Annotated in this window: 23 protein-coding genes; 3 read left to right on the forward strand and 20 right to left on the reverse strand. The window is 57.7% G+C overall.

Translation table 11 applies throughout. The features are described from left to right. Positions 1–3: 3 nt before the first annotated feature. The 20 genes from DFT_RS25770 to DFT_RS09735 form a co-directional block, all read right to left on the reverse strand. Positions 4–939 (reverse strand): hypothetical protein, encoded by a 936-nt coding sequence (locus DFT_RS25770; protein ID WP_152971925.1) that lies wholly within the window; start codon positions 937–939, stop codon positions 4–6. Beyond that, positions 825–2,876, reverse strand: a complete 2,052-nt coding sequence (locus tag DFT_RS09645) for a hypothetical protein (RefSeq protein WP_054030992.1) — start codon at positions 2,874–2,876, stop codon at positions 825–827. Before DFT_RS09645 ends, DFT_RS25770 begins: the two co-directional genes overlap by 115 nt. 3 nt (positions 2,877–2,879) lie before the next feature. After that, on the reverse strand, positions 2,880–3,488 hold the full coding sequence (locus DFT_RS09650; protein WP_152971926.1) for a hypothetical protein: 609 nt from the start codon (positions 3,486–3,488) through the stop codon (positions 2,880–2,882). Continuing rightward, positions 3,436–3,786, reverse strand: coding sequence for a DUF1799 domain-containing protein (locus tag DFT_RS25775; RefSeq protein WP_054030994.1), 351 nt, complete (start codon positions 3,784–3,786; stop codon positions 3,436–3,438). The genes DFT_RS09650 and DFT_RS25775 overlap by 53 nt, the downstream gene beginning before the upstream one ends. 26 nt (positions 3,787–3,812) lie before the next feature. Further along, complete coding sequence (locus tag DFT_RS25780; RefSeq protein WP_054030995.1) at positions 3,813–4,136, reverse strand: hypothetical protein; 324 nt, start codon at positions 4,134–4,136, stop codon at positions 3,813–3,815. A 12-nt stretch (positions 4,137–4,148) separates the two neighbouring features. Then, positions 4,149–5,096, reverse strand: coding sequence for a phage tail tube protein (locus tag DFT_RS09665; RefSeq protein ID WP_054030996.1), 948 nt, complete (start codon positions 5,094–5,096; stop codon positions 4,149–4,151). 40 nt (positions 5,097–5,136) lie between these two features. Next, on the reverse strand, positions 5,137–5,613 hold the full coding sequence (locus tag DFT_RS09670) for a hypothetical protein (protein ID WP_054030997.1): 477 nt from the start codon (positions 5,611–5,613) through the stop codon (positions 5,137–5,139). Between the two features lie 16 nt (positions 5,614–5,629). Continuing rightward, positions 5,630–6,025, reverse strand: coding sequence for a hypothetical protein (locus DFT_RS09675; RefSeq protein ID WP_054030998.1), 396 nt, complete (start codon positions 6,023–6,025; stop codon positions 5,630–5,632). A gap of 68 nt (positions 6,026–6,093) precedes the next feature. Beyond that, positions 6,094–8,202 carry a prohead protease/major capsid protein fusion protein gene (locus tag DFT_RS09680; RefSeq protein ID WP_054030999.1) on the reverse strand — a complete coding sequence of 703 codons (2,109 nt, stop codon included), beginning with the start codon at positions 8,200–8,202 and terminating at the stop codon, positions 6,094–6,096. Next, positions 8,199–9,734, reverse strand: a complete 1,536-nt coding sequence (locus DFT_RS09685; RefSeq protein ID WP_054031000.1) for a phage portal protein — start codon at positions 9,732–9,734, stop codon at positions 8,199–8,201. Before DFT_RS09685 ends, DFT_RS09680 begins: the two co-directional genes overlap by 4 nt. Next, complete coding sequence (locus DFT_RS09690; protein WP_054031001.1) at positions 9,731–9,946, reverse strand: hypothetical protein; 216 nt, start codon at positions 9,944–9,946, stop codon at positions 9,731–9,733. Before DFT_RS09690 ends, DFT_RS09685 begins: the two co-directional genes overlap by 4 nt. 282 nt (positions 9,947–10,228) lie before the next feature. Beyond that, positions 10,229–10,816 carry a hypothetical protein gene (locus DFT_RS09695; protein ID WP_054031002.1) on the reverse strand — a complete coding sequence of 196 codons (588 nt, stop codon included), beginning with the start codon at positions 10,814–10,816 and terminating at the stop codon, positions 10,229–10,231. Positions 10,817–10,888: 72 nt separating this feature from the next. After that, entirely contained in the window at positions 10,889–12,469 is a 1,581-nt protein-coding gene (locus tag DFT_RS25785; protein WP_152971927.1) for a hypothetical protein, read from the reverse strand. 296 nt (positions 12,470–12,765) lie between these two features. Beyond that, a complete protein-coding gene (locus DFT_RS09705) occupies positions 12,766–13,011 on the reverse strand; it encodes a hypothetical protein (protein ID WP_054031004.1) in 246 nt (81 codons plus the stop codon). A gap of 2 nt (positions 13,012–13,013) precedes the next feature. Further along, on the reverse strand, positions 13,014–13,745 hold the full coding sequence (locus tag DFT_RS26965) for a terminase gpA endonuclease subunit (RefSeq protein WP_161807120.1): 732 nt from the start codon (positions 13,743–13,745) through the stop codon (positions 13,014–13,016). Beyond that, complete coding sequence (locus DFT_RS26970) at positions 13,648–14,976, reverse strand: phage terminase large subunit family protein (RefSeq protein ID WP_054031006.1); 1,329 nt, start codon at positions 14,974–14,976, stop codon at positions 13,648–13,650. The genes DFT_RS26965 and DFT_RS26970 overlap by 98 nt, the downstream gene beginning before the upstream one ends. 3 nt (positions 14,977–14,979) lie before the next feature. Then, entirely contained in the window at positions 14,980–15,723 is a 744-nt protein-coding gene (locus DFT_RS09720; protein WP_054031007.1) for a hypothetical protein, read from the reverse strand. Further along, positions 15,720–17,456, reverse strand: a complete 1,737-nt coding sequence (locus DFT_RS09725) for a ParB/RepB/Spo0J family partition protein (protein ID WP_054031008.1) — start codon at positions 17,454–17,456, stop codon at positions 15,720–15,722. The genes DFT_RS09720 and DFT_RS09725 overlap by 4 nt, the downstream gene beginning before the upstream one ends. Next, positions 17,449–18,966, reverse strand: a complete 1,518-nt coding sequence (locus DFT_RS26215) for a hypothetical protein (RefSeq protein WP_054031009.1) — start codon at positions 18,964–18,966, stop codon at positions 17,449–17,451. The genes DFT_RS09725 and DFT_RS26215 overlap by 8 nt, the downstream gene beginning before the upstream one ends. A gap of 310 nt (positions 18,967–19,276) precedes the next feature. Next, entirely contained in the window at positions 19,277–20,938 is a 1,662-nt protein-coding gene (locus DFT_RS09735; RefSeq protein ID WP_235506202.1) for a DNA primase family protein, read from the reverse strand. A 394-nt stretch (positions 20,939–21,332) separates the two neighbouring features. On the opposite strand from DFT_RS09735, the gene DFT_RS09740 reads away from it, so the two are divergent. The 3 genes from DFT_RS09740 to DFT_RS09750 all read left to right on the forward strand — a co-directional run bounded on the left by DFT_RS09740 (position 21,333) and on the right by DFT_RS09750 (position 23,629). Then, positions 21,333–21,605 carry a hypothetical protein gene (locus tag DFT_RS09740; RefSeq protein ID WP_152971929.1) on the forward strand — a complete coding sequence of 91 codons (273 nt, stop codon included), beginning with the start codon at positions 21,333–21,335 and terminating at the stop codon, positions 21,603–21,605. A gap of 319 nt (positions 21,606–21,924) precedes the next feature. After that, entirely contained in the window at positions 21,925–22,455 is a 531-nt protein-coding gene (locus DFT_RS09745; protein WP_054031011.1) for a DUF2569 domain-containing protein, read from the forward strand. Positions 22,456–22,663: 208 nt separating this feature from the next. Beyond that, positions 22,664–23,629 carry a hypothetical protein gene (locus DFT_RS09750; RefSeq protein ID WP_054031012.1) on the forward strand — a complete coding sequence of 322 codons (966 nt, stop codon included), beginning with the start codon at positions 22,664–22,666 and terminating at the stop codon, positions 23,627–23,629. Positions 23,630–24,030 lie beyond the last annotated feature (401 nt).

The raw sequence follows: 24,030 nt of genomic DNA on the forward strand, positions 1-24,030 counted from the left end.
TTCCTATGCGAGTTTGACGGCGCAGTAGTCGCCGATGGTGTTGCGGTAGACGTTTTGCACCACCAGGTAGCTGTCCGCGCCGATGGTGACGATGTTCTCCACCGCGTTAGAAAACCCGGACACGTGATGGATCCCGGCCAGCTCGCCGAACACACACCTGGACGGCGAAGTGAAGTCGATGATCACCGGGGTGAGCACGTAGCCGTCGTCGTTGGGGTTGGTGCGCATTTGCGAGTAGTGGTAGCCGCCGTTGGTGGCATAGGGCCAGATGTGCTTCCAGCGCGTGGCATTGGACAGCGAGCTGTTGTAGTAGTTCTGAACGCCGTGCCACTCGCCGAACCAGAACCGGGCGGACGATCGGGGGTTGGTCAAAATGGTGTTCTCCGTGCTCGATCCGTTGGCGCACACCGGCTGCATGACGCCGAACGAGTGGGTGTCGTGCACCGTGCTCCAGCGGCTGCCGTTGGATGCCGTGGAGGTGCCCGCGACGAGCAGGGGATAGGGCATGTTGGTGGCCGGAAGGTACGGGTTGATCCACCCCAGGTAGGCCAGTTGATAGATGGTGGAGATCTTGGCCACCACGACCACACGCCGGGGATTGACCACGAACCAGTAGGGGATCGCGCTGTTCCACAGGTGCAGCCGGGGAAAATGGGGCGCCGCGCTGTAACCGATGTTGCCCGGCTGGGCGGCGAAGGCCTGGCCCGCCTCGAACCCGGTCATACCGTTTAACTGCCAGTTGAACCAGTCCGCGCCGGCATCCGCTTCGGCCTTGATGCCGACAAAGATCGAATCCGTTCCGCCCAGGCCCTCGCCCTCGGCGATCAGCTCGGACCCGCCGTCGAAGCGCAACGACGCCCAGCCGTTGGCCAGCATGAAGGTGCGCAGCCGGTCGAGCAGATCGAGGTAGTCGGTGGCGGTGCCGATGGAAACGGCCATGTCACTGGTTCCTTCTCATGACGTTTTAAGATCACTCGCTCGCCGGACGGCGAGTTGGCCCACTCCTCGACGACGGACGGGTCCAGCACGTTGATGTTGCGCAGGTGGACCGCCACGCCCTGGCCGCCCTCCTTTAGCGGTTCGACGTACCCGCCCTGGTTGCCGCCCATCATCAAATACTGCTTGCCGCCGGTGCGCAGGATTTCGGGCACGCCGATCTCGTACAAGCCGCCGGGGGCGACGGGCCCGCCGGAATCGCGCGAGGCTGCGGCCACCACCAGGTTGACCAGGGACCCGACCCAGCCGTAGTTGCCCCCACCGCCGCCACCCCCCGAACTGCCGGAACTGCTGGCCGCCTGGCCGATGGCCTGCTGGATCAGGATCTGGGAGAGGGCTTCTGCGGCCATCTTCGCCATGGATTTCCAGAAGGCGGCCCAGTAGTCCTCGAAGCTCTTTAACTCGCCGGTGATGGCGTCGAAGAAAAAGTCGCTCAAGGCGCTTTGCATCTGCTCGGCGGTGTACTGGGTGATCTTGAGCAGCTCGTCGTTGCCCTTTTGCATCAGGGCGTTGCGCTTCTTGATCATCTCCTCGATGTCGCGGTAGCTGCGTTCGGCTGTATCGTCGGGCAGGTTGAGACTGACCATGTCGGCGATGTCGATGCCCAAGTCCTTGTCGGAGATGCGGATTTGAGCTGCGATCATCTGGCGGTAGTTTTCGATGGCGGCATCCAGCTCGGCCTGGAAGATCCGGGCGCTGTTGTCGAAGGGGACCGGTGCGGGTGGCGGCGTGGGGGTTGGGCTTGGCGCCGGGGCGGCTTTGGCCCTGCCGGCTTCGGCGCTGGCAAAATCCTCGGCCGAATAGCCCGGGATGGCGTTGATCCTGGCCTGCTTGGCCAGGATGTCGTCGACCATGCGCTGGCGTTCCAAAAAGCTTGCGTCGGCAAAGGCCTTCAGATCGATCAGGCCCTTCTTTGCAAGTCCAACGCCCTGGTCCCAAGTGGTGAGCACGCTGCGCAGGCCGGCGTATTTGGCAATGCCGGCCAGGGCATCGAGCACGGCCACGGCGGCGCCGGCGAGGGCGTTTAAATTTTCCGCAAAGTTGGATACCCAGGCGGCCATGTCCTGAGCCAGTAGATCGCCGTTGCGCTCGATCCACTCGTTGATCTTGGTGATCAGGGCGGTCTTGGCGGGGATCAGGTGCTTGCCGATCTTGGCCCGCAGGTCTTCCATGCGGCCCCCGAGCTCGCGCTGCTGGTTGGCGAGCCCCCCGCTGGTGCGGGCGTAGTCGCCGGCGGCCACTCCCGCCTCGCGGGTGATCACGGCCACGGCGGCCATGGTTTTGTCCAGTTGTGTCAGCTCGTCCTTGCTCTTTTTGCCTGTGCGGGCCAGGGCCTCGAGCTCGACGGCCGCCGCGTTGATGGTGCCGATGTACTTCTGGATGGGGTCGTATTCTCCCCGGAAGGCGCTATGCATGTCGGCGAGCACCTGGTTGGCGCCGCCGGCCACGTTGTTGAACGAGGCGATGTCGGCGGACAGCTGCACCAGGCGCTGGCTGGTGCCCACGGCCTGGCCGCTGTTGGCCCCGATCTGCTGGAACATGTAGCCCAGGGTGCCGGCGGCCTCCAGGGCCTGCCGCTTGGCCAGGCCCATGGCGTCGGCCGCCCCTTCGGCCCAGCGGTCGAGGGTGACGGATAGATCCTGCCCGAACACTTCGCGCACCTTGTTGGCCGTCTCTTCAAGGTCGCTGGCCGAATCGGTCAGACTGTTGAATCCCCGCACGATGCCGGCGATGGAGGCGCCGGCCAAGGCGCCGGCCAGGGCCCCCTTGAGCAGGGTGGAGGCCTTGGTCAGGCCGCTGATCTGGCTTTTGACCTGGTTGAAGGCCGCGTCGGCCATGTTCTTTGCGGCGAGCAGGATTTCAAGCTTGGCGTCGGCCATGGGTCAGATATATTCTCCGCGCATCTTGCGCCGGGTGTTGACCAGTATGTTGCGAATGGCGGCCGCCCGGTTCGCCCGCCAGAACGGCTCGATCATGGGCCGGGCCGGGGTGCGCAGCGTCGTGGTGCTTGCCCGCAGGAAAAACACCTTGCGCCGCAGGGTCTTTGTGCCGCCGTAGATCTTGTAGTTGACCTTGGCGCCCTCGCGCGCGAAAAGCTCGCGGATGGTCACGTTGCGCCGCGTTCTTCTGAAATAGGGCGCATCGGCGCTGGTGGTAAAGCCGCGCTGGTGCTTTTGGGCCATCTTGCGCCAGGTGGAAGAAGAGGCCGGGCCGACGAATCCGATCTTCAGGACATAGGGGGATTTGTCCAGGACCTCGTAGCCGATTCTCGATCCGAACCGGTAAAGGGGATTGTTCGCGCGCAGGTTGCCGACCTCATCCCATCTTTTGTAAATGCCCATCATGGTGCGCTGAATGATCGACAGCGGGGCAAAGCGCTGCCCGCCCGGGGCGCCGGCCCGGATCTCTTCGCGAAGCTTACGCATCAGGCGGAAGCCTTCAACGCGGACGGCGGTATTTTGGGCCTTGAGCATGCGCTCCTTGGCTTTCATCAAGCCATTGACCGCTCCTTTCGCGCCCTTGATCGTCGCCTCGACCGATATCATCGCTTTTTTCCTCCCGCTCCATCTGGAACCGTTCCAGGGCCAGCATCTTGCGCCACAGGCCGGCGGTCCACCTGACGCCCAGGTCGCGCGCGATGGCCCGCACGGCGCAGTAGTCCAGACCGATAAGCGCAAAGCCAGCCGCCCGCCATTGCGTGTTGACGTGCAGCCATAAATCCAGGGCCTCCCGATTGGCCGGCCATAGCGGCGTGGCGGATGTCGTCCACGCACACGAGGAGCACGGCACCGGACGGCCTTCCTGTTTTGCGGATGCTACGCATGTTCGGCAGTACTCCCTTCGGGTGCGGTCTGATCGCTCGGACCAGACCGCGGTGAGTTTTTTTCCTCTTCCTCGCTGGAAAAGCTTTCCTTGATGATCTGATTGAAAATTTTGAGCAGGTCGGCATTTTCCAGGTCCTGGTCCTTGAACTGGGTGTCGACCACGGCATCGATGGCTTCTTCTTTTTGATCTTCGGGCAGATCGAAGATATTGCAGCGCATGTATCCGATGCCATACTTGGAAAGCGATTTGATCTCGCTGCGGCGCAGGCCGCGCACGGTGACCATTTCTCCGGTGGATAATACTACTTCCCGCATGATCTCTCCTTGTTAGGCGTGGGCGTCGGCGTTGGTCAGCCGGGCCACGATGGCCGAGCCGGCCGCGCCGTCGTCGTGGTAGGCCTGAAAATCGAGGGTCACGCGCAGGCCCTGGGGGCCGGGCACCTCGGGGCCGTTGACGGCATAGTTGATCTCGGGCATCTCCAGCTCGAAGATGCTGCTGGCATTGCCGGTGACGGTGATTTTCAAGGCGCTCTCGGCGCTGTCAATGGCCTTGACCAGCAGGGTGTCGTCTTTAAAGAGCGTGGTGACCGATCCGCCGACGGAAAGAATGCCTTCGTTGATGTCGCCGCGCACGCCGCCCCCGCCGATGACAAAGGTGTCGGCATCCAGGCCCATGTCGATGTTGAGCTCGATCTGGGGGGAGTTGGAAAGCGTTGCACCCCCTTCGGTGACCGCGGCCTGGAAGTTGTGGACCCGGGAGAGGCCAATGGGCGTGGGCGAGGCCGCAAAGGAGCTGGCGGCGATCTCAAAATCCGCGCCCACCACGGTCAGGGTCATGATCAGCTCACCGTCTCCGCCCACGGTGATGGCGGCGGTCGAGATCTTGCACCCCTTGTAGCGGATGTAGCGCGGGGCGGCGAGGCTGCCCATCTGCTCTTCGATGGTGAGCGACGGCTGGAGCTCCGGGACGGTGAAGGTGTGAAGATACGGGGCGGCACTGCCGGTGGTGACGGGCAGGCCGAACATGGCCCGCAGCCAGTACCACATGGCGCGGGTGTCGACCGGGATAACGATCTGGCCGCCCACGTCCTTGTTGCCCCGGAAGGGCTGGACCGGGTTGCGGGTGCCGGTGAGGGTGGCGGCCGCGTTGATGGCCTGGGCGGGCTTTAAGGTGGTGCTGTTGATCGGCAGGATGAAGCCCTCTGTGGGGGGCGTGGCGAAGGTCTCCTCGAAGCCGACCACGATCTTGACGGTTGCGCCGCGTTGTTGTGCCATGGTCTGTATCCTTACTTAAAAAGGGTTTGCTCCTCGGTTTTTAATCGAGCGGGTCCTGGCCGATGGTCAGCCGCTCGAGCAGGCCGGCCTGGAAATAGCCGTGCACCTGGTCGCCGGCGCCCAGGGTGTCGGCCGCGGTCTCGAAGTTTGAAAGCACGATGTCGCCGGGCAGCGCCGCGCAGATGGCGTCGCGCACCAGGGTCAGGGCCTGGGCGATCTGCTCGATGCCGGCCGGCTCGATGACGTTGGGGAGCGAATCGGCGCGCATCCGGCCGCACGACAGGCCGATCCAACCGGAGAGCTCGTAGTCGATGGTGCTGTCTTCCATGCCCCGGCGGTCGGCCGGATCGCCGAGCACCACGAAGGGTCCGTCGTCGTCGGGATAGGGCATGCGGCTGCCGGAAAGGCCGGCGAACACGGTCACGTTTTTGGAGAATCGGGCGGCGGCCCAGGCGGCAAGCTGCGCGTCCTGGGCCACGCCGTCGCGGATGGCCGAATAAAGAGCGTAAAGGTTCATGTGCGGTCGGCTCCTTTTAGGCCGGGATGACGTACTCCAGGGCCACAACGATCTTGCCGGCGGTGATGGCCGCCACCGACGGAGTGAAGATCAGGGTGGTCAGGTTGGCGGTCAGGCGGATCCAGGTGGCGGCGGTCTGGGGCACCGGGACCACGGCCCGCAGAGCGTTTTCGGTCAGGTTGGCGACTTCGGTGGCCGCCAGGATGTCGCCGGCGCCAACAGCCCGCACGGCCATGAAGCCGCCCGAGCCGGCCAGGCCCTTTTTGACGTAGACCATTCCACCGGTGATGACCGCGCCGGCGGGCAGGGCCTCGCCGCCTACGGGGATGTCGCCGATGAGGCCGCCGTGCTTCTCAAAGTCCCATTCGAAGTAGGCGACGTTTTTGTATGACTCCAGTCCGGATGCTTGCATGGTGTGTCTCCTTCGTATGCTTCAAGGGGGGCGGGCCCGGGGGTGGACCCGCCCGGTGGATTTAGGGCCTATGCGCCGTTGTTCCTGAACAGCCCGCGCCAGTCCATGGCCTTGGCGCCGGCATCGATGCGCACCTTGTACTCCACGCCGTCCACGGTCCAGCCGGCCTGCATCTCCATGTAGGGCTGCTGCACGCCGTCGAGGAAAAAGACGGTGACCGTGCGCCGGCGCCCCTTTTCGGCGGCGGCGTACCAGGCGGTCTCGCTGTCGTCGTCCAGGCGGCCGTCGTAGACGCGCTGGAAGGTGTCGCCCGAGTAGATGTTGCGCCGGGTGGCGGCGAGCGAACTGTCGGTGGCTTCCGCCACGGAATCCGCATAGCGCTCGCTCTGGAAAAAGACTTCCGAGGTGCCTTTAAGGGCCATTGGCTGGATGATATAGCGGGGCTTGATGTTCAGGCGGCGCTTTCCGCGCAGATCCTTCTGGGTGCCCATCTTCCGATCGCACTCGGCCATGGTCTCCATGGCCGGGGCCCCGGCTGCGGACGCCTGGTTGAAGTGCTTGGCGGCATCGAACAGGGCCACGCCGTCGCCCATGGCGGCGTTGCCGGTGAGCACGGCATAGGGCAGGTCGCCCACCTTGCGGGCGGCCATCTCGCCGTGGCTGCGGGGGATGACCACCAGGGCGTCTAAGTCGTCGTTGATGATGGTGTGGCGGGTGATGGCCTCGATCTTGCCGTAGGTGGCGATGGAGTAGGTCTCCTGGGTCTCGGTGCGCTCGCCGTACTTGTACTTGCCTTTGTCCGGGATCTGATCCAGGTCGTCGCCTTCGGACAGGCGCGGGGAGTGGTGGGTCTTAAAATCGCTCACCGACCCCACGTCGCACCAGATGCGCCAGGTCTCGTCGGCCCCTTCCCAGCCGTCAAACAGGGATTTGTTGGCCACGTTGGCCAGAATGAAGGGCAGGTCCGAGGTGGTCAGGGCACGGCCCACCATCTCCATGGCATGGCCCCGGTCCGATACCCCGGCATTGCGCAGGCAGTGGCGGGCGAGCTCGCGAAGCGAATAGCCGCGCAGCTCGTCGGTGCCCGGGGCGGGTTCGGAGATGATCACCCCGCCGCGCAGCAGCATAGCATGGCCGGCCGCGGACCGGAACTTGTCGCGGGAGTCGGCGCCGAGCTCCACGGGGGTGCGGTGGCCGTAGCCGCCGCCGTTTTCGATGGAGGACAGCACGCGCTCTATCACCTCTTCGCGCACCTGGTCGACGGGGGTGCCCTCGGCGATAAAGCTGCGGGCCAGCTCTTCGCACCCGGCCCGCTGGCAGATGGCGTCGATGCTCACGATGCGCTCGCGCTCGGCGCCCACGGCCTGGCGGCGCAGCTGGTCGACGTCGACGTCGGGATCGGCGCCCGGATCGGCCGGGGGCGGTTGGGCGGCGCGCGCCTGGGCAGCGGCCGCGTCGTCGGTTCGCAGTTGATCGAAAAAGGCCCAGGCCGCCGCTTCGTCGGCATCCTTGGCCAGTCCTCGGGACTCCAGATAGGCTCTCAATCGAGGGTCCATGGTCTTTTGCTCCTTGTGGTTGGGAGAATTGGGGGGTTGTTTGCTTCTGGCCTTGGCCGCCTCGTCGGCCCCGATGGGGCAGATGGAAAGCTCCTTGACCCGCCAGCGGGTGGTGACGCGCACCGGGCCTTCGAAGACCCGGCCCCGGATGGTGGCCTTCTGGCCCTTGTCCACCCACTGGCTTTCGATGACGCGGTACCCGACGCTGAAATCGGTCAGGTGGCCCTCGCGGGCCTTGGTAAAGGGGCTTTCGGCCTCGGCCGTATGGGAAAAGAATACGCGCCCCACAAGCTGGCCCTTATCGACGCTCATCTGTCGGTAGGACCCCAATACGCTGGCGGTATCCCAACGGTTGTGCGTGTCCAGCAGCGGCACCTGGCGGTTGCCGGGCATCTCGCAGCCGTCCATGAGAAGGATCTCGGGCACGACTTCGTAGCGATCGTAGTCAAACACCTCGACGGGCGCCTCGGTGGCCCCGACCACCTCGAACGAGCGGCTCTCGGCATCGAGGCTGGCCGGCGTGCCGTCGCCTGAAAGACGCAGGCTCATGGTGCGGTAGGCCATGTCCCGGGGTTGCGGCGGGGTGCGCATGGTCAGCGGTGAAAAGAGGGAAGGGGTCATGACGATGCCTCCTGTGCGGCCGTCTGGGCCGGTTGCTTGGCGGTGGATGCCGTCTGGGCGGCGGCGGGCAGGCCGAGCTCTTCGGCCAGGGCGTTGGCGTCGGCGATCTCCCGGTAGACGTCTTCGAGCTCCCGGCCCCGGCCGCGCACGATCTCCTGGGGAGAGCGCAAGAGGCTTGCCACCGCCTCGGCCTGGGCCTTGCCCTCGCGCTGGGGATCGAGCGACTCCATGCCCGGGGGCTGCCACTCGCTTCGAAAATAGCGCTGGGGATCGGACGCAAAGCCGGGCAGGGCAAGGCGGCCGGCGAGCCAGGCCTCGCCGATGACATTGCGCACGATGGGCTGGGCGAACTGCAGCACGTGGCGCCGGCACACCGGGCGCAGCTGGTGGGAGAAGTCGTTTCTGATGGTGCGGGCCGTGGAGTAGTTGATGTCCTCGTAGTTGCCGGACAAAAGCTCGTAGGGGATGCCGGCCGTGACGGCCAGCATGCACAGCACCAGGCGCACGAACGGCGGAAAGTTGTCCCCGGGCCGCGGGTTCTGGGCGAAGGTGACCTCTTCTCCGGGCCGCAGGTACTGGATGATGGCGTTTTCCAGCTCCTCGATCTTCTTGTTGGTCTCCTTGTCCAGGGCCGCGCCCACCCCGGCCTGAAAGGTCATGGGGGTGGGGGTCTTGATCAGGGCCAGATACTTTGAGGCCATCTTGGCGGCATCGATCTCGGCCTCCATGTACTCGCGCAGGCTGTGGGCCACGAGCACCGCGGGGGCCAGCGGCGAGATGCCGCGCAGCTGGCCGGGCCGCAGCATGTCAAAGCCGTGGATCACTTTATCGGCCGGGATGCGCCGGGTTTTGCCCCAGCTGTCCGGATCGGTGAAATGAAAGGCCGCCACCCGGCCGGTGGCGGCGTTGAACTCGATGCCTTGCTCCACTTCGTTGCCGGCGGAAACGTCGCGCAGGGTGTTGGAAGAGAGCCAGTCGGCCTCGTAGGCCTGCAGGCAAAAGGGAAGAAATCGCCTGCGGTCGTCCGAGCGGGTCTTGACCAGCAGAAACTCGCCGCTTTCCACGTCCTGGCGCTTGGCAAGGCGCATCAGCTCGTAAAAGTGCAGCTTGCCTGAGATGTCCGCCTCGTCGGCCCAGCGGGCAAAGACGTCTTCGATGCGCTGGTTGGTCTTGCGGTCGAGCTTGCCCGATCCGTCCTGGACCCGGGCCTGGTAGACGATGCCGGCGCCCACCACATAGTCCACGATGATGTTCACGGCCCGGGCAAAGTAGGGAAAGTCGCGCACCAGCTGGCGCACCCGCGCCCGTACGGTGGAAGAAGATGCCCCGATGATGTCGTTGACATTGGTGTTGCCGGGCGACCAGGGCCCGACCAGGCGGTTGCTTTTGGCCGCGGCATAGGTCTCGCGCCGGATCCGGTCAAGGCGCCGGGCACGGCCCATCACCTCCCGGGCCAGCATGCGCCGAACGCCGCGCTCGGGCGAAATGAGCCCGATCAGGGCGTCGATGCCCCGTGGCAGGGACGTGATCACGAGGCGGCTCCCGCGTTTTTGGCGTAGGTGCGCAGGCACGCCGTGCCCAGCTCGGTCTCGGCCGCGGCGATGGCCGCATCCAGGTCGGCGATCTTGACGGCTTGGAACTCAAGGGTCTTTCCCGCCACTTCCGAACGGACCACGCGCTTGCCCTGGAGCAAAGACATCTTCATCGCGTGGAGGGTGGTCAGGTCTTCCTGGGTGTATGCCATTTAAAAACCCCATGTGTGGTGTGGTGGATGTTACAGGGCCACGGTAACATGGGGTTTTGGGGGGTCGGGGTGTTTAGGGGTATTTAGGGTTTTTTGTGCCCTATTTAGGGTTATTTAGGGATATTTAGGGTTTTATAAGGTTGACAGGGGTCTTTGGCATCTGAATGGAAGGCAGGGATCGAGATCGGATTCTGCTAAGGCTATAAAACACCCGCGGTGAAAAGCAGAGCGAGGAACGGGCGCCGCTTTTCACCGCTCGAGTGCATTTATCTTGTTAGGTAATTATTCGATTGTTGCCCATTTAAGCTCTTCGCCTGTTTGCGGATCATAGTTATAGTAACTGGGCCAAACACGTTTGGTCGTGGGGTTGAGTCTTACTTCGCCTACGTCATCCGAAAAAACCACTTTATTAACATACTTACCCTCCCGGGTATGCCAATGAAACTTAAGGCTTGTAATTTCATTGGTAAGTGGATTTATTTTATCTCCGGCAATTTCTTCCATGCCATTTTTGACAATCACAATAAAATTTTTTCCATTCCTGAGCTTGATATCAAAGTGATATTCCTTGCATCCGTAATACACACTGGTTGAACAGCCATCACGATGGTGAACTTTTACAATTGTCATTTCCTGAATATCACTGACCGGCACTTTCAATTTTTCACCTTTGAGATGAACCTCAAGGAGGTCTCTGTTTTTAGCGACGTTGTATCCCGGGGCAGAAGTAACAGAGATAAATTTGCTGGTCGAACCATCACTAAAATAGAGGGTTGCCCCAAAACCCTTTATGTCTTTTGCCTGAACTGACGGCACTAACAGTGCAGCAAGGACCAATATCGGCAGCATGCCCAGACTTGCTTTACTCATTATGAATGTCTCCTTTTATTTGCCCTACGTCGAGGGTTGAATGCAGAACCAGTCAAAAGTCGGTCCCATATTTCATCTGCATATTGAAGAAATTGGTCTGCGCCCGAACACAACATCCTCGACGCGATCCGAGATGTCCCACTTTTTTCTTTCGTATACGCTGCACACCCTTGTTAGTTTGGATGCTCTTGAATACTTTGTGGCTATAGCGGAATATGGATCTTCGGTCTCTATCGATGCAATAATTGAGTCGTTCAACACGGCAAGTGCATACAACGAATCACTTGTCGAAAGTACAAAATTTTCTATGTCGGACATGGCTCTATAATATTCTTTATATCTTCTGAGCTTGAATAATACCACATGGGTGTAGGCTGGCCCGCCACTGTTAGGCGTCACATGGCCAATTTGATAATAATCAATAACGCCCCGATTGCCTCCATTGTACTTGTTAGCGCTATGGTTGTATGGCGACGTTCTGTTGCTGCTATTGTCGCGCACAATTTCCCAATCATGATCAACTCTATTAGATTGTTTTTTAGAGATAACTCTTTCATTCGAATTATGATTGTCTATCTTAGCTAACGCGGGCTTTGTGTCATAATATTGGAGGACAAGTTCATGGTGTTGCCCATTGTCTGCAAAAAATTTCACGACGCCGCTGGATCTCTTAATTGAACTGCTATATTGTGCAAATTTTGCTGGAATGCGATTCATGGCAGACTTTTCGGAAAAATATTCGTCGTTGCTTTTCAGGCTAATTATAAATTCATTGCTTTTCTTTCCTTCCACCACATGGAAAGTATCAGAATTGGCGGGGCGAAACTTGATATGATCCAAACGCTTTTTTTGCATATCATTTCTTACGAAATGAGGATAATTTTTAAGAATAGTCGCGACAATCTTTCTTCTTTTTGTATCATCCATTAATGTCTTAAAACGTTCCTTTTTGGATTTACCGAATAAGTTTAAATACATATCTTCTGTTTGATGTTCTGGATCACCATCCTTATAAAGATTGTAATTTCTGCCATTGCGTCTGATATATGGAGTATAAGAAGCACTTCCAGGAAGTCCCTCACTGAATTCGTATTCATTAGCATCATATAAATCAAACCCCAAGAGACCTTCACATAGTTGAGCATCTGATCTCTTCCAAGACCAAGACCATCCAAAGCTGATAATTAGCCTCGGTTGTGACAATTCGGGTTTGTCAATTTCTTTGCCTATATACTGAAAGTATACACCGGATACATTTTTAGGCAACTCGGCAGTATAAGTCGGCGGTAAATAGACATAATCCATGTCGCTTAAATCAAATGTTTTAGGTTCTCTTCTATAGAAATAAAAGGTACTAATATGTTGTCTTCTGTAATAGACTTCTCTAAAGGCAATCTCTCCTTCCGAAATAGTTTCAAAGGCATGAAGTACAGTTTTAAAACGAGTATCAGAAACTTGTTTTAGTGTGGATTCAATGGATTGTTCAACTTTTTTAATTGGAAAGGACTCAATTCTATCTGAAATCACTGTTGGGTCTTTAGTATCATTCCGTATTCCTTTTAATCCACAGGATTGTAGAATAGGTAACAATAAAACCAAAGTGAGCGCCATGAGCCATTTCTTCGCTGAAATTTGGGAGCTTTTACCTAACATAAGTAATCCTTTCTACTCTACATGAAAACATCTGGTCGCAAATCCATCCCGGTTCCGTGGAAGGGCCACCTCGCAAACTCCTCCGCACACTTGGACGAGCTTTTTTCGTTTATCATTCATCTCCCATTGAGCCAACCTTAAAATTACCCAGTTATCCACCAAACCCAATCGATAAAAAAGTGCGGCCTGCTTGGACTGTGTTTGACATAGGCGGTCGGTATCATTCTAAATCCAGGATTGACCATCATTTTAATTGTTCAAGGAGGAAATAGGGGATGAAGCAATTGCCAGTTATTTTAGGTCGATAATTTTCTAAGATGGTTTTTTGCTTCGGCATATGCCTCAAGATTATCAGTGACAAAGTAACTCCACCAGTGGACCATTTCCTCGCGCATAGTAGTCCATTGGCCCTTGATTTTCCGCATCGGCATGGATGGGAACTCGCGCTTCCATTTCAGGATCGTACTTTCGCTGGCGCCGCCCAGTACCGGTTGAATCTCCTTGATGCCAATCAAAATATCATCGTTAATTTGTTTTGCCATTTTCACCACATCCTTGCCTTTTCAGGTTTATCGTCAAGCTGGCGCTTCCGGGTCTCAGTTTGCTGAGCTTCCGCACCGTCCGGCCGCGGCCAGAACTTCACGCCCAGGATCTCACGGGCGGCCATGATCAGCACCGAACAGTCCCAGCCGTGATTCGCCCGCCCGGCAGTGATCGGCTCCCATAGCCCTTTTTCGTTGATGCCTTCGGCTACCATGTGGCGGGCCCACTCGATGCTAAGCTCCGCGTGGAAGTGCCAGGCGCCGGGATCCCCGGCCTTGATCTTGAGTTTCCCGTCGAGCTGGTTTTTAAAGTAGTTTGTGTCCACCTTGACCAGTTGCAGGCCGCCGGGGATGGGAACGCGGCGCCCCTTGGCATCCGGTGGAAAATATTCCAATGTGGTGAACGAGACCGGCACGGCCTGGCGCACCTTGCCCTGGGAGGGCAGAATTCGGCCGCGGTGGCCCATGCAGAAGGTATAGACATCGGCCGTGCGGTGGCCCATGGCGTCCTGGATGGCCAAGTGCACGGGGTAGGGGGTGCCGGCTGAGTCGGTATACACATCCTGCCACAGGACCCGCTCCAGGACCTCGAAGCTCTGGACAAACCCGCAGCGCACCCCCCAGGAGTCCCACGATTCAAGGCCGTAGCCCACGGCCCGGATCTCGAACCAGAACCCGTCGTCCTGGGTGTCGATGCCGGCAAGCAGACACGCAACCTCGCCGCTTCCGGGCACGCTGCCCTCGGGCCGATCGTCGCACAGCTCGAGGGATGGTATTCTCCGCGCGGTCCGAAGCGGTCGCCCGCCAAGGCCTGGCCGCAAAGCCGTTGTTAAAGTCGCGCAGCTTGATCAGATAATCGGGCTGCCCTTTCTGGGCCTTTAAAAAAGCCGCCGCGCACTCCCACATGTCGACAAACGGCGATACCCAGGCCGGGGCATGAAAGCCGATCCTGAGCGGCCGCACGGCCTCCAGGGCCTCCTGGACCGGGCGCCGTTTCTTGCGGTCCCGCCACTGGCCGGCCCGCACGGCCTTTTTGCGCTGGCCGTCGTCCCATTTGCTTTTACAATGGATGCACTCGTACCAGACATCGCGCGTGGCCTCGATGACCATGGGATGGCGCACGCCGGCGCTCCACTTGATCTGTTCGAAGGCCATCAGCTGCTCGTGGCCGCAATGGGGGCAGACGGCATAATAGTCGAAGATCAGGTGGCAGTTGTTCAGCGCCACCCAGATGGCGCCGTCCTCGACCGTGGGGGTGCTCGCCCGAAACATCTTTCGCATGTGCTTGTAGGTGCGCATGCGCTTTTCAGCCAGGGCATGGGGAGAGGACTCCTTTTTGCCCACCGTGGGCGGGTACTTGTCCTCTTCGTCCAGGAACACATAGGGCAGGGGACGGTTGGCCAGGCGGGCGGCAGACGTTGCCCAGGCCATGGTGATGCGCATATGCTGCAGGGTGATCTTGATCCCGGTCTCGTCGTCGGCATAGCCGGTGCGGTACGATTTGAGCCGCGGCGAGTCGTTGAACATGGGGGTGATGCGGTCGCCGGCATTGTCCTTGGCGTCGATCTCGTTGGGAAAGACTACCAGCCAGTTACCGGGCTTTCTGTCCGCCGTGTAGCCCATGCAGGTGTAGACGATCTCGGTCTTGGCGCCCTGGGGGGCAAAGCACAGCACGATCTCCTGCACTGAGGGGTAAAAGGCCGCGTCCATAATGGCCGGCGCATAGGGCACGGTGCTGTTTTTCCAGCGGCCGGGGACCGCGGCATCCCGGGGAAGATAGCGGTGCTTTTCTGCCCACACGCTGGGGGCGATTTTTTTGCGCTTGCGAAGCACCCGCTTTTCCTGGCGGGAGAATTTGATCCGGGCGGTGCCGCCCCCAGGGCCGATGGGGTAGCGGGTCAGGGCCTCGAGGTCGCCGATGGCCAGCAGCCATTTGGGATCGATAGGCAGGGGTTGGGGGATCATTGGCTATCGCTCCGGCCCGGCCGGCTGCAGTGCGATCTGCAGCTCGTCGAAGTTGCAAAACTCATTCATCAAGGCGTCAATCTCTTCGAAAATGGTGCCTTGCAGGTCTTCGGAGAGCTTGGGATCCCCGCCCACCGACTCGATCCACTCCACCAGGTTGACGGCGATCAGGTTCTTGACGCCGGCCTCGATGGCCCCCAGTTTCATGGCCAGCTCGGCCCGCACGTCGGCCTTGGGCAGGTAAAGCCCCATCTCGCGCTCGTGCTCGAAGCGCAGCTTGGCCTCACGGGCCCGCAACAGGTCCAGCTCGGCCGAGGCCTTGTCGGCAAAGATTCGATCGTCGACCTTTGTGCTTTTTTCCGGGGTCTTTTCAAGGCCGGCCCGGACCGCATAGGCAAGCACATCGCTTTCGAGCACGCTGCGGTCCTCCTGGACGGCCAGGATCCCGCGCTGGGCGTCGGCGTACATCTTGGACTTGGCGATCTTGTAGCCCTGCGCCTTTAGGAACTCGAGGGCCTCCTTGACGTTGGCAAAGGACTGCGGTTTTCCGAAGTGCCTGGACTCAAGGTCGGAGAGCATTTGATCCAGGGCCGATGAGGCGGCCTGGTGGTCGCGCAGCCTGGCCGCCGAATTGTCCGCCTTGTAGGCGGCCAGGGTATCGGCGGCGGCTTTCTGCAGCGTCGAAAGGATCTCTTTCTGGTCGTCGCCGACCACGGCGAACAGTTTTTCGATTCTGGAAGCGGTCACGCCAGGATCTCCGCGGGCACCTTGCCGGTCAGGTCGATGCCGGATTGTAAAAAGACCTTCATCAGCTCGGCCTTTTTGAGCTGGTGGAAGTTTGTATGGCCGTGGGCGGCCACGGTGTAGTTCATCACCTGGTCGTCTTCAAAGATCTCCAGGTCCTTGCCCATGGCCAGCATCTCGGCGATGGTTTTCTTTTTGAGATACGCTTCGGTGACGGCCCACTCGGCGGCCAGATCGATGCCGATCCGGTCGGCCAGGGCCCGGCGGATCACAGGAGAGGCATGCTTCATCACGATATCGATGGCGAGCTCGTGAAGGAGCTTATCGGCCTGCTCGTCATTCAAGGCAAAGACTTTTTCCATTAACTTGTCGGTGTTCCAAAGGTCTTCCGTTTCGCTCAGGCCGAGGCGCTTGCGGATCCAGTCGTTTGCGCCGTAGTGAACGACGCTAAAGGCGATAATGGTGGCCTGGAGCACGGCCAGGTGGCCCGAGATCAGGTCCATGAACTTTTTTGGCAGGGCCTCGGCGTAAAACAGCTCCCTGAACTCGGTGCCGTGATTGGCGGCCCGGGTCTCGGCCTTGGCCTGGGCGGCGTTTTGCGGATCGGCATCGTCTTCGCCTGAGGTTGACTTCGCTCGGTAGATGCCTTTGAGGCATGCCTTGTCGCCGGTGCACACGCGCTTTCTGTGGGATTGCACGCTGCCGTCAATCTCGACGACGGTCACCAGGTGGGGGCATTTTTTGCAGGCCGCCCGGATTTTGGCATCGATCCGCTCGTAATCGTTCCAGCTGATATTCGACTCGAAGACAAAGCCGTTGGTGCCGTACTGGGGCTTAAACTCTTCATCCCAGTGGGCGAGCAGGTGGTTGTTCACCTGCTGCTTGTAGCATTTGAGATTGAGGCATTTAAGATCGTCATCCTCGTCGGAAGCAAAGAGTTTTTTCTGCACGCTGCTGTTGCTGTAGCACTGCCGGCAGCCGGCCTGCTTCTGATCGAAGATTGTCTCCTTGAGACTGGGCGACTCCATATCGATATCGTGCTTGAGCTCGCGCACGGTCATGGCACCTTCCCACCCATCGGTGTCGGACGCGCGGTGGACGATCTGGGCGACAAAGCGGGCGATCTGCTTTTTGTCCTTGAGCCGTCGCAGCTGCTCCAGGTGCCCGTAGGTCATCTGGCCCCGCTGCCAGGCCTTTAGCGCCGGTTGCGGAAGGTCCAACACGGCCACGCGCCGGCGGATGTACGATTCGCTCACACCGATGCGGTCGGCCAGGTCGGCCGCGGCATCGTCGCCGCGTTTTTGCAAAAATTGCTTGAATGACTGGGCCTCTTCCAGGGGGTTTAGATCCTGGCGCTGCAGGTTTTCGATGATGGTCAGGTCGAAGGCCTCGTCATCGGTCAGGCGACGGACCAGGGAAAGAATCGTATTCTTCGCCGGCCCGCCGTTTTTATTGGCGATGGCAAGGCAGGCTTTGAAGCGCCGCTCGCCGCACACGATCTCATGGTCCACGCCGTTGTTTTCTTCCACCGGCCGCACCACCACGGGCTGGATCAGGCCCTTTTTCTCGATGGAGGCGACCAGCTCCTCGAACTCCCGGCCGCAGTAGCGGGACCGGGATTTGGTGTTCCAGGGGTTGGGCTTGATCCTGGACAGCGCCATGGCCGTCAGCTTGTCGCCGGCGGCGCTATTGGTTTTGCGTGATGCGGTTAGTTTGATCAGGCTCTGTTTACCCATGTTGGTTCCCTCCTTGATTTGCGGTGTTCGGCGCCAGGGATCCGCCGATGAGATAGTTGTGGCCGTGGACCAGCTCTTCCGGATGATTGAACAGGTGCGCCCGGCAGTCCGGATCGAAAAAGACCAGGGTTGATATGCGTTTTTCTGCGGCATCGTTTCTGAACTGGCTTGGCTTTTCGATGGCGGTGCGCTTTTCGGTGTTGATGATCCGGACCGGGTACCGCCGCAGCAGGTCGCCCAGCTCGATGACGGTTGCGGCAAGGCCGCGGCCCTGGGGCTGCGCCGGCGGCGGCTCGGGGGCCGGGACAGGGACGCTTTGCGGTGCCGGTGGTGGCGGTTCCGGATCCGGATCAGGGGCAGGCGCGTTTTGCGATTGTGGCGGCGCCTGGGCTTCGGCTCGTTTGAGGCCCTGGGCCGCAAACGGCGATATTTGGACATGCCAGGCGGGCGGCAGGCCGGCCAGCACCCAGGCCCGGATGTCCACGCCGGCACGGCAGGCGTCGCCGGGGTCTTTGCCGACCGGTACCGGCCAGCGCTCGGCCTGGGGATAGGCCGCCTGCCACTTGGGCCAGGCCTTGCCCCCGGCCTGGTCAAAATCAAGGGCGTTTAAGATCACCAGGGCCTCGGCAAGGTGCTGGTGGCAGTAGTCGTCGGGCATGTTGGACGCAGCGCCCAGCGACAACACGCCCACCAGGTCGCAGGCCTCCTGGTCGACCAGCAGGCCGTCGAGCTCGGTTTCGATCACGATGTAGGCCCGGCGCTTTTCCCCGATCAGCCAGGGCATGCCCGAGGAACCAGGGAGCATGTAGTAGCGCGGGTCCTTTTCGCTTCGCAGGTGCTCTTTTGGCCGGCGGATCCGGATGCGCTGGAGCACGCCATCCCGTCGGTAGGGGATCACCAGGCCCCGGGGGATCCACAGCTTCTTTTTCTTGCCGTCCTTTTCGACGATCTCAAGGCCCCAGGCCTCCCGAGCCCGGAACAGGTCCTTGCCGTCGTTGCCGGGGTTATAGCCCAGGCCCCAGCGCAGCACGGTGGACGGATCGATGCCCCGGCCGGCAAGGTAGCGCATCTGATCCGGGTGGTGTTCGACGAGCTGCTCATGGGCCCAGGCGGCGAACTTTTCGGCATGCTCGCGCCACTTGTCGGCCGGTTCCTGGTAGGTAGAGGCCGGCCGGTCGGGCGATGGGCGGTGCCGGCCGGAGGATCGAGGCTTGATGGGAACGGATGGCGCTTCGGGCCTGTCGACGCCCAGGGCCGCGCAGGCCTCCTTGTAGGACAAACCGTCCATGGCCATCACCAGGGCGATGCGGTCGCCGCCCTTGTTTTCAACACGGCACCACCAGGATCCCTTGCCCTCATTTTGTGCCGGCCAGATATGGAATCGGTCCGACGCGGCGCCCTTGCCCCCGTCGCCGCAGATCGGGCAGCTGCTGTGCCACTCGCCGCCCTTGGCCGAGGATGCCCGCCGGGGTTCGATGCCTTTTCTGCGCACCAGGTCGATGACGTTCATGGTGTTTTGGCCTTATCAGGACCATTGGGCGATTTTGGGGACCATTTCGGCAATGGTCCAGCAATGGTCCTGCCAGGTTAAGAAGCTGTTATCTATTATTATTTTATATTTTTAGGACCATAGGACCATCACTACATAAAAAAGAAAAACATTAGTACCCTCAAAACATTTGAAAATTTGGTGAGAAATGGTCCTATGGTCCTGCGCAGCTGTGCCGCGCTTAATTTTTTGTAACGTTTCAGCCGGTTAAAAGGCCGGCCGCCTCTGGACGAACATCAGGACCATCCGTCCAATGGTCCCAATGGTCCTGTTATGGATCGTCTATGGTGGAGAGCAGGCCGACGCCGTAATAGCGATAGATGCCGCCGACCTTCTCGCTGCGGAAGCGCTTGCGCATGGCCTGGCCGAACTTCTTTTGTTTCATCGGGTAGTTGGACACGAACTTTTTCCACCAGGCCTCGAAGGCCTCGTAGAGCTGAGTTGCGCCGGCGTGCATCTGGTCGTTGTCTGGATCGACCACACAGCAGTGATCTATAAAAGCGCCCACGTTATCTTCGTCGGCCTGGTACTGGGCGTTGGCCTCCAGCACCTGGGGCGGCGGCTTGAGCCCGATCTGCTGCCACTGCAAACACCCGCGCAACAGCCAGGCGAGGATGCCGGAGTCTTCTTTCAGCAGACGGGATTCAAGATCCGGATCCGCCATGCGCTCATTGTCGCGCTGCGGTTCGCGCTTGACGAAAGACAGCCGGAACGGCACCAGGTGCATGCGCTGCCAGAAGGCAAAGTCCTCGGCTGGCGCGATCGGCTTGCTGTTGGTCATTAAAAACAGGCTGTGGGTGGGGTGCCAGCTCACCTCGTACTTGTCGTGGGGGCTGCGGCCGGTGAGCTCGTCGCCGCCGGTCATCCACTTGACCCGGGAGGCCGACACCCGGCAGCCCTCGTCCGTCTCCGAGGCAAAGGCCACGCGAAGGCCGCGCAAGGCCATGATGTCCGGCGTGGGCCCGGCAGATGAGATGTTCCTGGATTGATCGAGCAGCATCTCGGATCGGACCGGCCCGGCCAGGTTGCCCAGGACGTGGATCAAAATGCGTTGGATGGTGCCCTTTCCGTTTCGGCCGGCGCCCTCGAACACGGCAAAGATGTGCTCGGCCGTCTCCCCCACGATGGCCTGGCCGAGCAGCCGCTGCATGAACTCACACATGGGCCGGCCCTCTTTGGGATCCAGGTGGTCTTCTTCCAGGATCTGGGCGAGGAACCGTTCCCACTCGGGGCATGGCTCGTCGATCCCTTTCCACTCGGCCGCGGCGTGCTTGTGCAAAAAGTCCTCGGGCCGACCGTCGCGGGACTTTCCGGTGCGCAGGTCGACCACGGCGTTTTTGCAGGCGAGAAGCCAGGGCTTGCGGTCGATCTCCTCGCCATGGATGGCGATGGCTTCCTCGCAGGTGTGGGCCATGCCCAGGCAGTTGTTGCGCCGGCGGGTGGTGCGCAGGGCCGAAATGCGCTGGTTGAGGGCATCGCGCAGGGCCCCCAGCGACCGCTCCCGGGCCGCGTCCTTGCCGTCAAGCTCCCGGATCTCGGCGCACACCCGCACCACCTCCCGGATGTACTTGGCCACCACGTTTTCAACCGACATCTTGGCAAGCTCCATGGTGTCGATGTCCCAATAGTGGCCGGCCCAGATCATCCAGGCGTCCATGGCCTTGTTGAAGATGAACTTGCCCCGGTGCAACTCTCGGAACAGGATCCCGTCTCCGAGCTCGTTCATTTTCAGGCAGTCCCGGACGAATGCGCTCGAGACATCGTCGCCCCCGTCGTCACCGCCGCCGTACTTTTCGGCCTCCTCGGCTTTTCTCGCCTCGACCTGGTCGCGGATTTCTGCCACCTTTTCCTTGCCGGCTGCCCGTTCGGCCAGCGGGATCACATTGCTCTCCATCGATACCCCCTTGTCCTGATCGCCCCGATCGTCAGCCATCGAGCGTCAACCCCGTCAAAAACGGCCACGTTTCCACGGCCATTCCATTTTCCGCGCCGAATTTATTTTTCACCTGGACGCACCGGGGGCGAGATGTGAAACCGCTCCTGGAAATCACCAGGAAGGACCCGCGACCCCTGTAGGCCATCGGACCATTGGCCTGTTTTTCTTTTGGCGGGGGTGCGGGGACGCGGCGACGGCGGTCGGGCACAAAAAAAAGCCGCGGGCGGCCGTCTCGAGCGACCGTCAACGCGGCGATGCGTCAAGGGCAACGATGTAAAAGGAATGCTGTCGATTTGATGGTGGGCGGTATCGCATTCCGCGGCATCAAATAATGACATGGGGGTTGATTGCGATCGGTGAGCGCAGGGCACAAAAAAGGAAGGTGGCCCACTTGGATGCCGTCCAGGGGGATAGGTTCGATCATCCTGAACGTCAAAGTGCTGGCGAGTGGCGGCCCCAGGCCATTGATTTTGGACTCGTTTTGGACTCGCTATTTGCTTGCCTAAAGGTACCGGAGGGTGATAGAAGTATGCGAATTTACAAGGTGTGGGGAGGGGATAAGTGGCGGAAGTGCATGGGAATCGAACCGGCCAAAACCCCATTTTTAGGCAAAAAAAAGTATAACAATATCATGGTGATAAATATTAATGAAATCAAGGTGTAAAATTCTATTTTACACCCTTTTTGTAACACAGATAAACACAGATAAAAGTAGGCATAGATATAAGATTTGTTGACCAAATGTTGACCAAAAAGTGCATGGGATAAAATCCTATTAATAGACTGGACAGTTGACCATCGAATACCCAAAGAGCTGATTTAACCCGTACGCACTATAAACAAAAGAAGGCCGGTCACTTGAATGTGATTGGCTCTTTTTTTTGATAACAGCTTGACATAATTAAATCAAAAATACTAATCGATAGTCTGTCCATCAACAAATTTGGAATTTCGGTTCTCTATCTGAACCCATTGGAGACATCATGGATTGTCCTAATTGCGGTTTAGCGAACTCTGAATCAGCCCTTAGGTGTGATTGTGGATATGACTTTCAATCTGGCCAGATTGCAGAACCATATTTAAATAATCCAACAGAAAGACTGAATAGTATCGGTGGCTGGTTAATTTTACCAGCCGCTGGTTTAATTATTGGACCGATTATCACAGTCATTAAATTAATCCCGTTTCTAAAAATCTTGCCGGATGTAATCGGGGAAGACATTGCTGTCCCCTTTGCGTTTATTTTAATACTGCTGCTTAGCGGCGTTATATTTATGATTTATACTGCAACTTTATTTTTTCGCAAAAAGAGAAAAACGCCTCGCATCTTTATCAATATGTTAATTTTCATTCTTTGTATAATTTTTATTGAATTGGCAATTCTATACATTATCGGAGATAAGTGGTCCTTAGCAGATTTTGGTCGAGACATGATTGGATCAATAATCGGAACTATAATTTGGATACGATATTTTCAGGTATCAAAACGCGTGAAGGCTACATTTATAAATTAAATATCAGGAATTAAAGATTTTGAATAATTTGGTTAAAAATTTTTCGAGGTTTAACTTTATAAAAGTCAATGATGCAAAAGAACAAACATAAGGGTGTAAAACTTTGTACAAAGTAGATTTAAATAGATATTAAATAAATATGTTATGGTTTATTTTTGTACAAGAATAGTGCAAGGACTTCTTTTATTGATTTTGGAGCCGGTGGGATATGGTGATTAAGAAGCAGAGTAAAAAGCCAAATACCAAAACGAACGAAGGGTCTGAGTTACTAAACGCCATAAAAAACTATCCAATAAAGGTTAAAATATTAAATCGACAGCGCCTCGCATTATGGGTATCTATCTTTTCAGTCATTATTGCATTAGGATCTTTTATAGTAGTTATTTACAAGGAATTTCTTCAGACGTATGATATTGCTGCGAATTACTCCCAGATCATCATGGCGAAATTGCCGGAGGGTAACAGGCAAAAAATAATAAAAGACCATTTTGTCAATATACTTCTTTTTGGAGATGACTCGGAGAAACAAAATGCTAGAAACAATATCAGATTAGAAGATTTGAAGCAGTTTCCTGATTTCTTTAAAGCGATTGAACGGAAGGACAAGGATAGATTAAACGAAATTTTTGAAAATATGAAGGTACAGAATTATAAACTGCCAGATGAAATTATAAAAAAATATATCGGATCTCAAGCTTTCTCGCCTACGTTTTGTATTCCCTTGGTCATTTCGAATAAAGGCAGCAAGTTCGCGCATATTTCTTTAATTTATTTAATTTCCCGCGATGCTAAAAATACAAAAAAAAGATGGCTATTCAAATGTATGACCGAAATGAATACGGAAAGTATAGTCCACCGAGAGAATACAACCGATGCTTCCAGGATTAGTGATATTTTCCCTGGAACTTCGGTAGGACCTAAAGAAAGATTAAATATTTATCCCTATTTTTTTCCTATATGGGAATACGAGAACCAATCAATAGCCACTAATTCTATGGTGCCTGGTGAATATTTCATTCACCTTGAAGGATTAGGGCCAGATGGAGAACCAGTTTTCATCACAAAAACAGAAAAACTGGTTATTAAGGAAGAGAGCTTAGTCAAAATGTTTAAGGGGACCGACATGGCGCAGTATATAGAGCACGATTCATTTATGAAGGAATTTATTAAATAATCATTTATGTTCATTGGATATTCGGCGATTAAAGGCCGACCACAAATTACATAATGTGGGCGGCCTTTTTTGTTTCTTACCCGATCAGCTTCTTCAACCTCTCATACCTTTCACGATCCGCTTTTGACCTATCCTTGTTTTTGACCACCTCAATCGCCAAATTCATCAATTCTGAAATTTCATCGACCCGATTCCCGTCATCCATTTTTTATCCCTTTCGTTGGAAGTATTGATTGAAAATTTATTCACCTTGACCACCACCAAAAGGGGATTGCAAACAAAAAACGCGAATTATCACTACCGGTAATAATTGATCGGTAAAAGCGACAATTTTCTTACCTTCAGTAATGTTATTTCCTGCCATTTTTAGGTGTCACCAAGCCAAGGTGACAAAAAAAACT

The sequence above is a fragment of the Desulfatitalea tepidiphila genome (assembly GCF_001293685.1).
Classification (GTDB): domain Bacteria; phylum Desulfobacterota; class Desulfobacteria; order Desulfobacterales; family Desulfosarcinaceae; genus Desulfatitalea; species Desulfatitalea tepidiphila.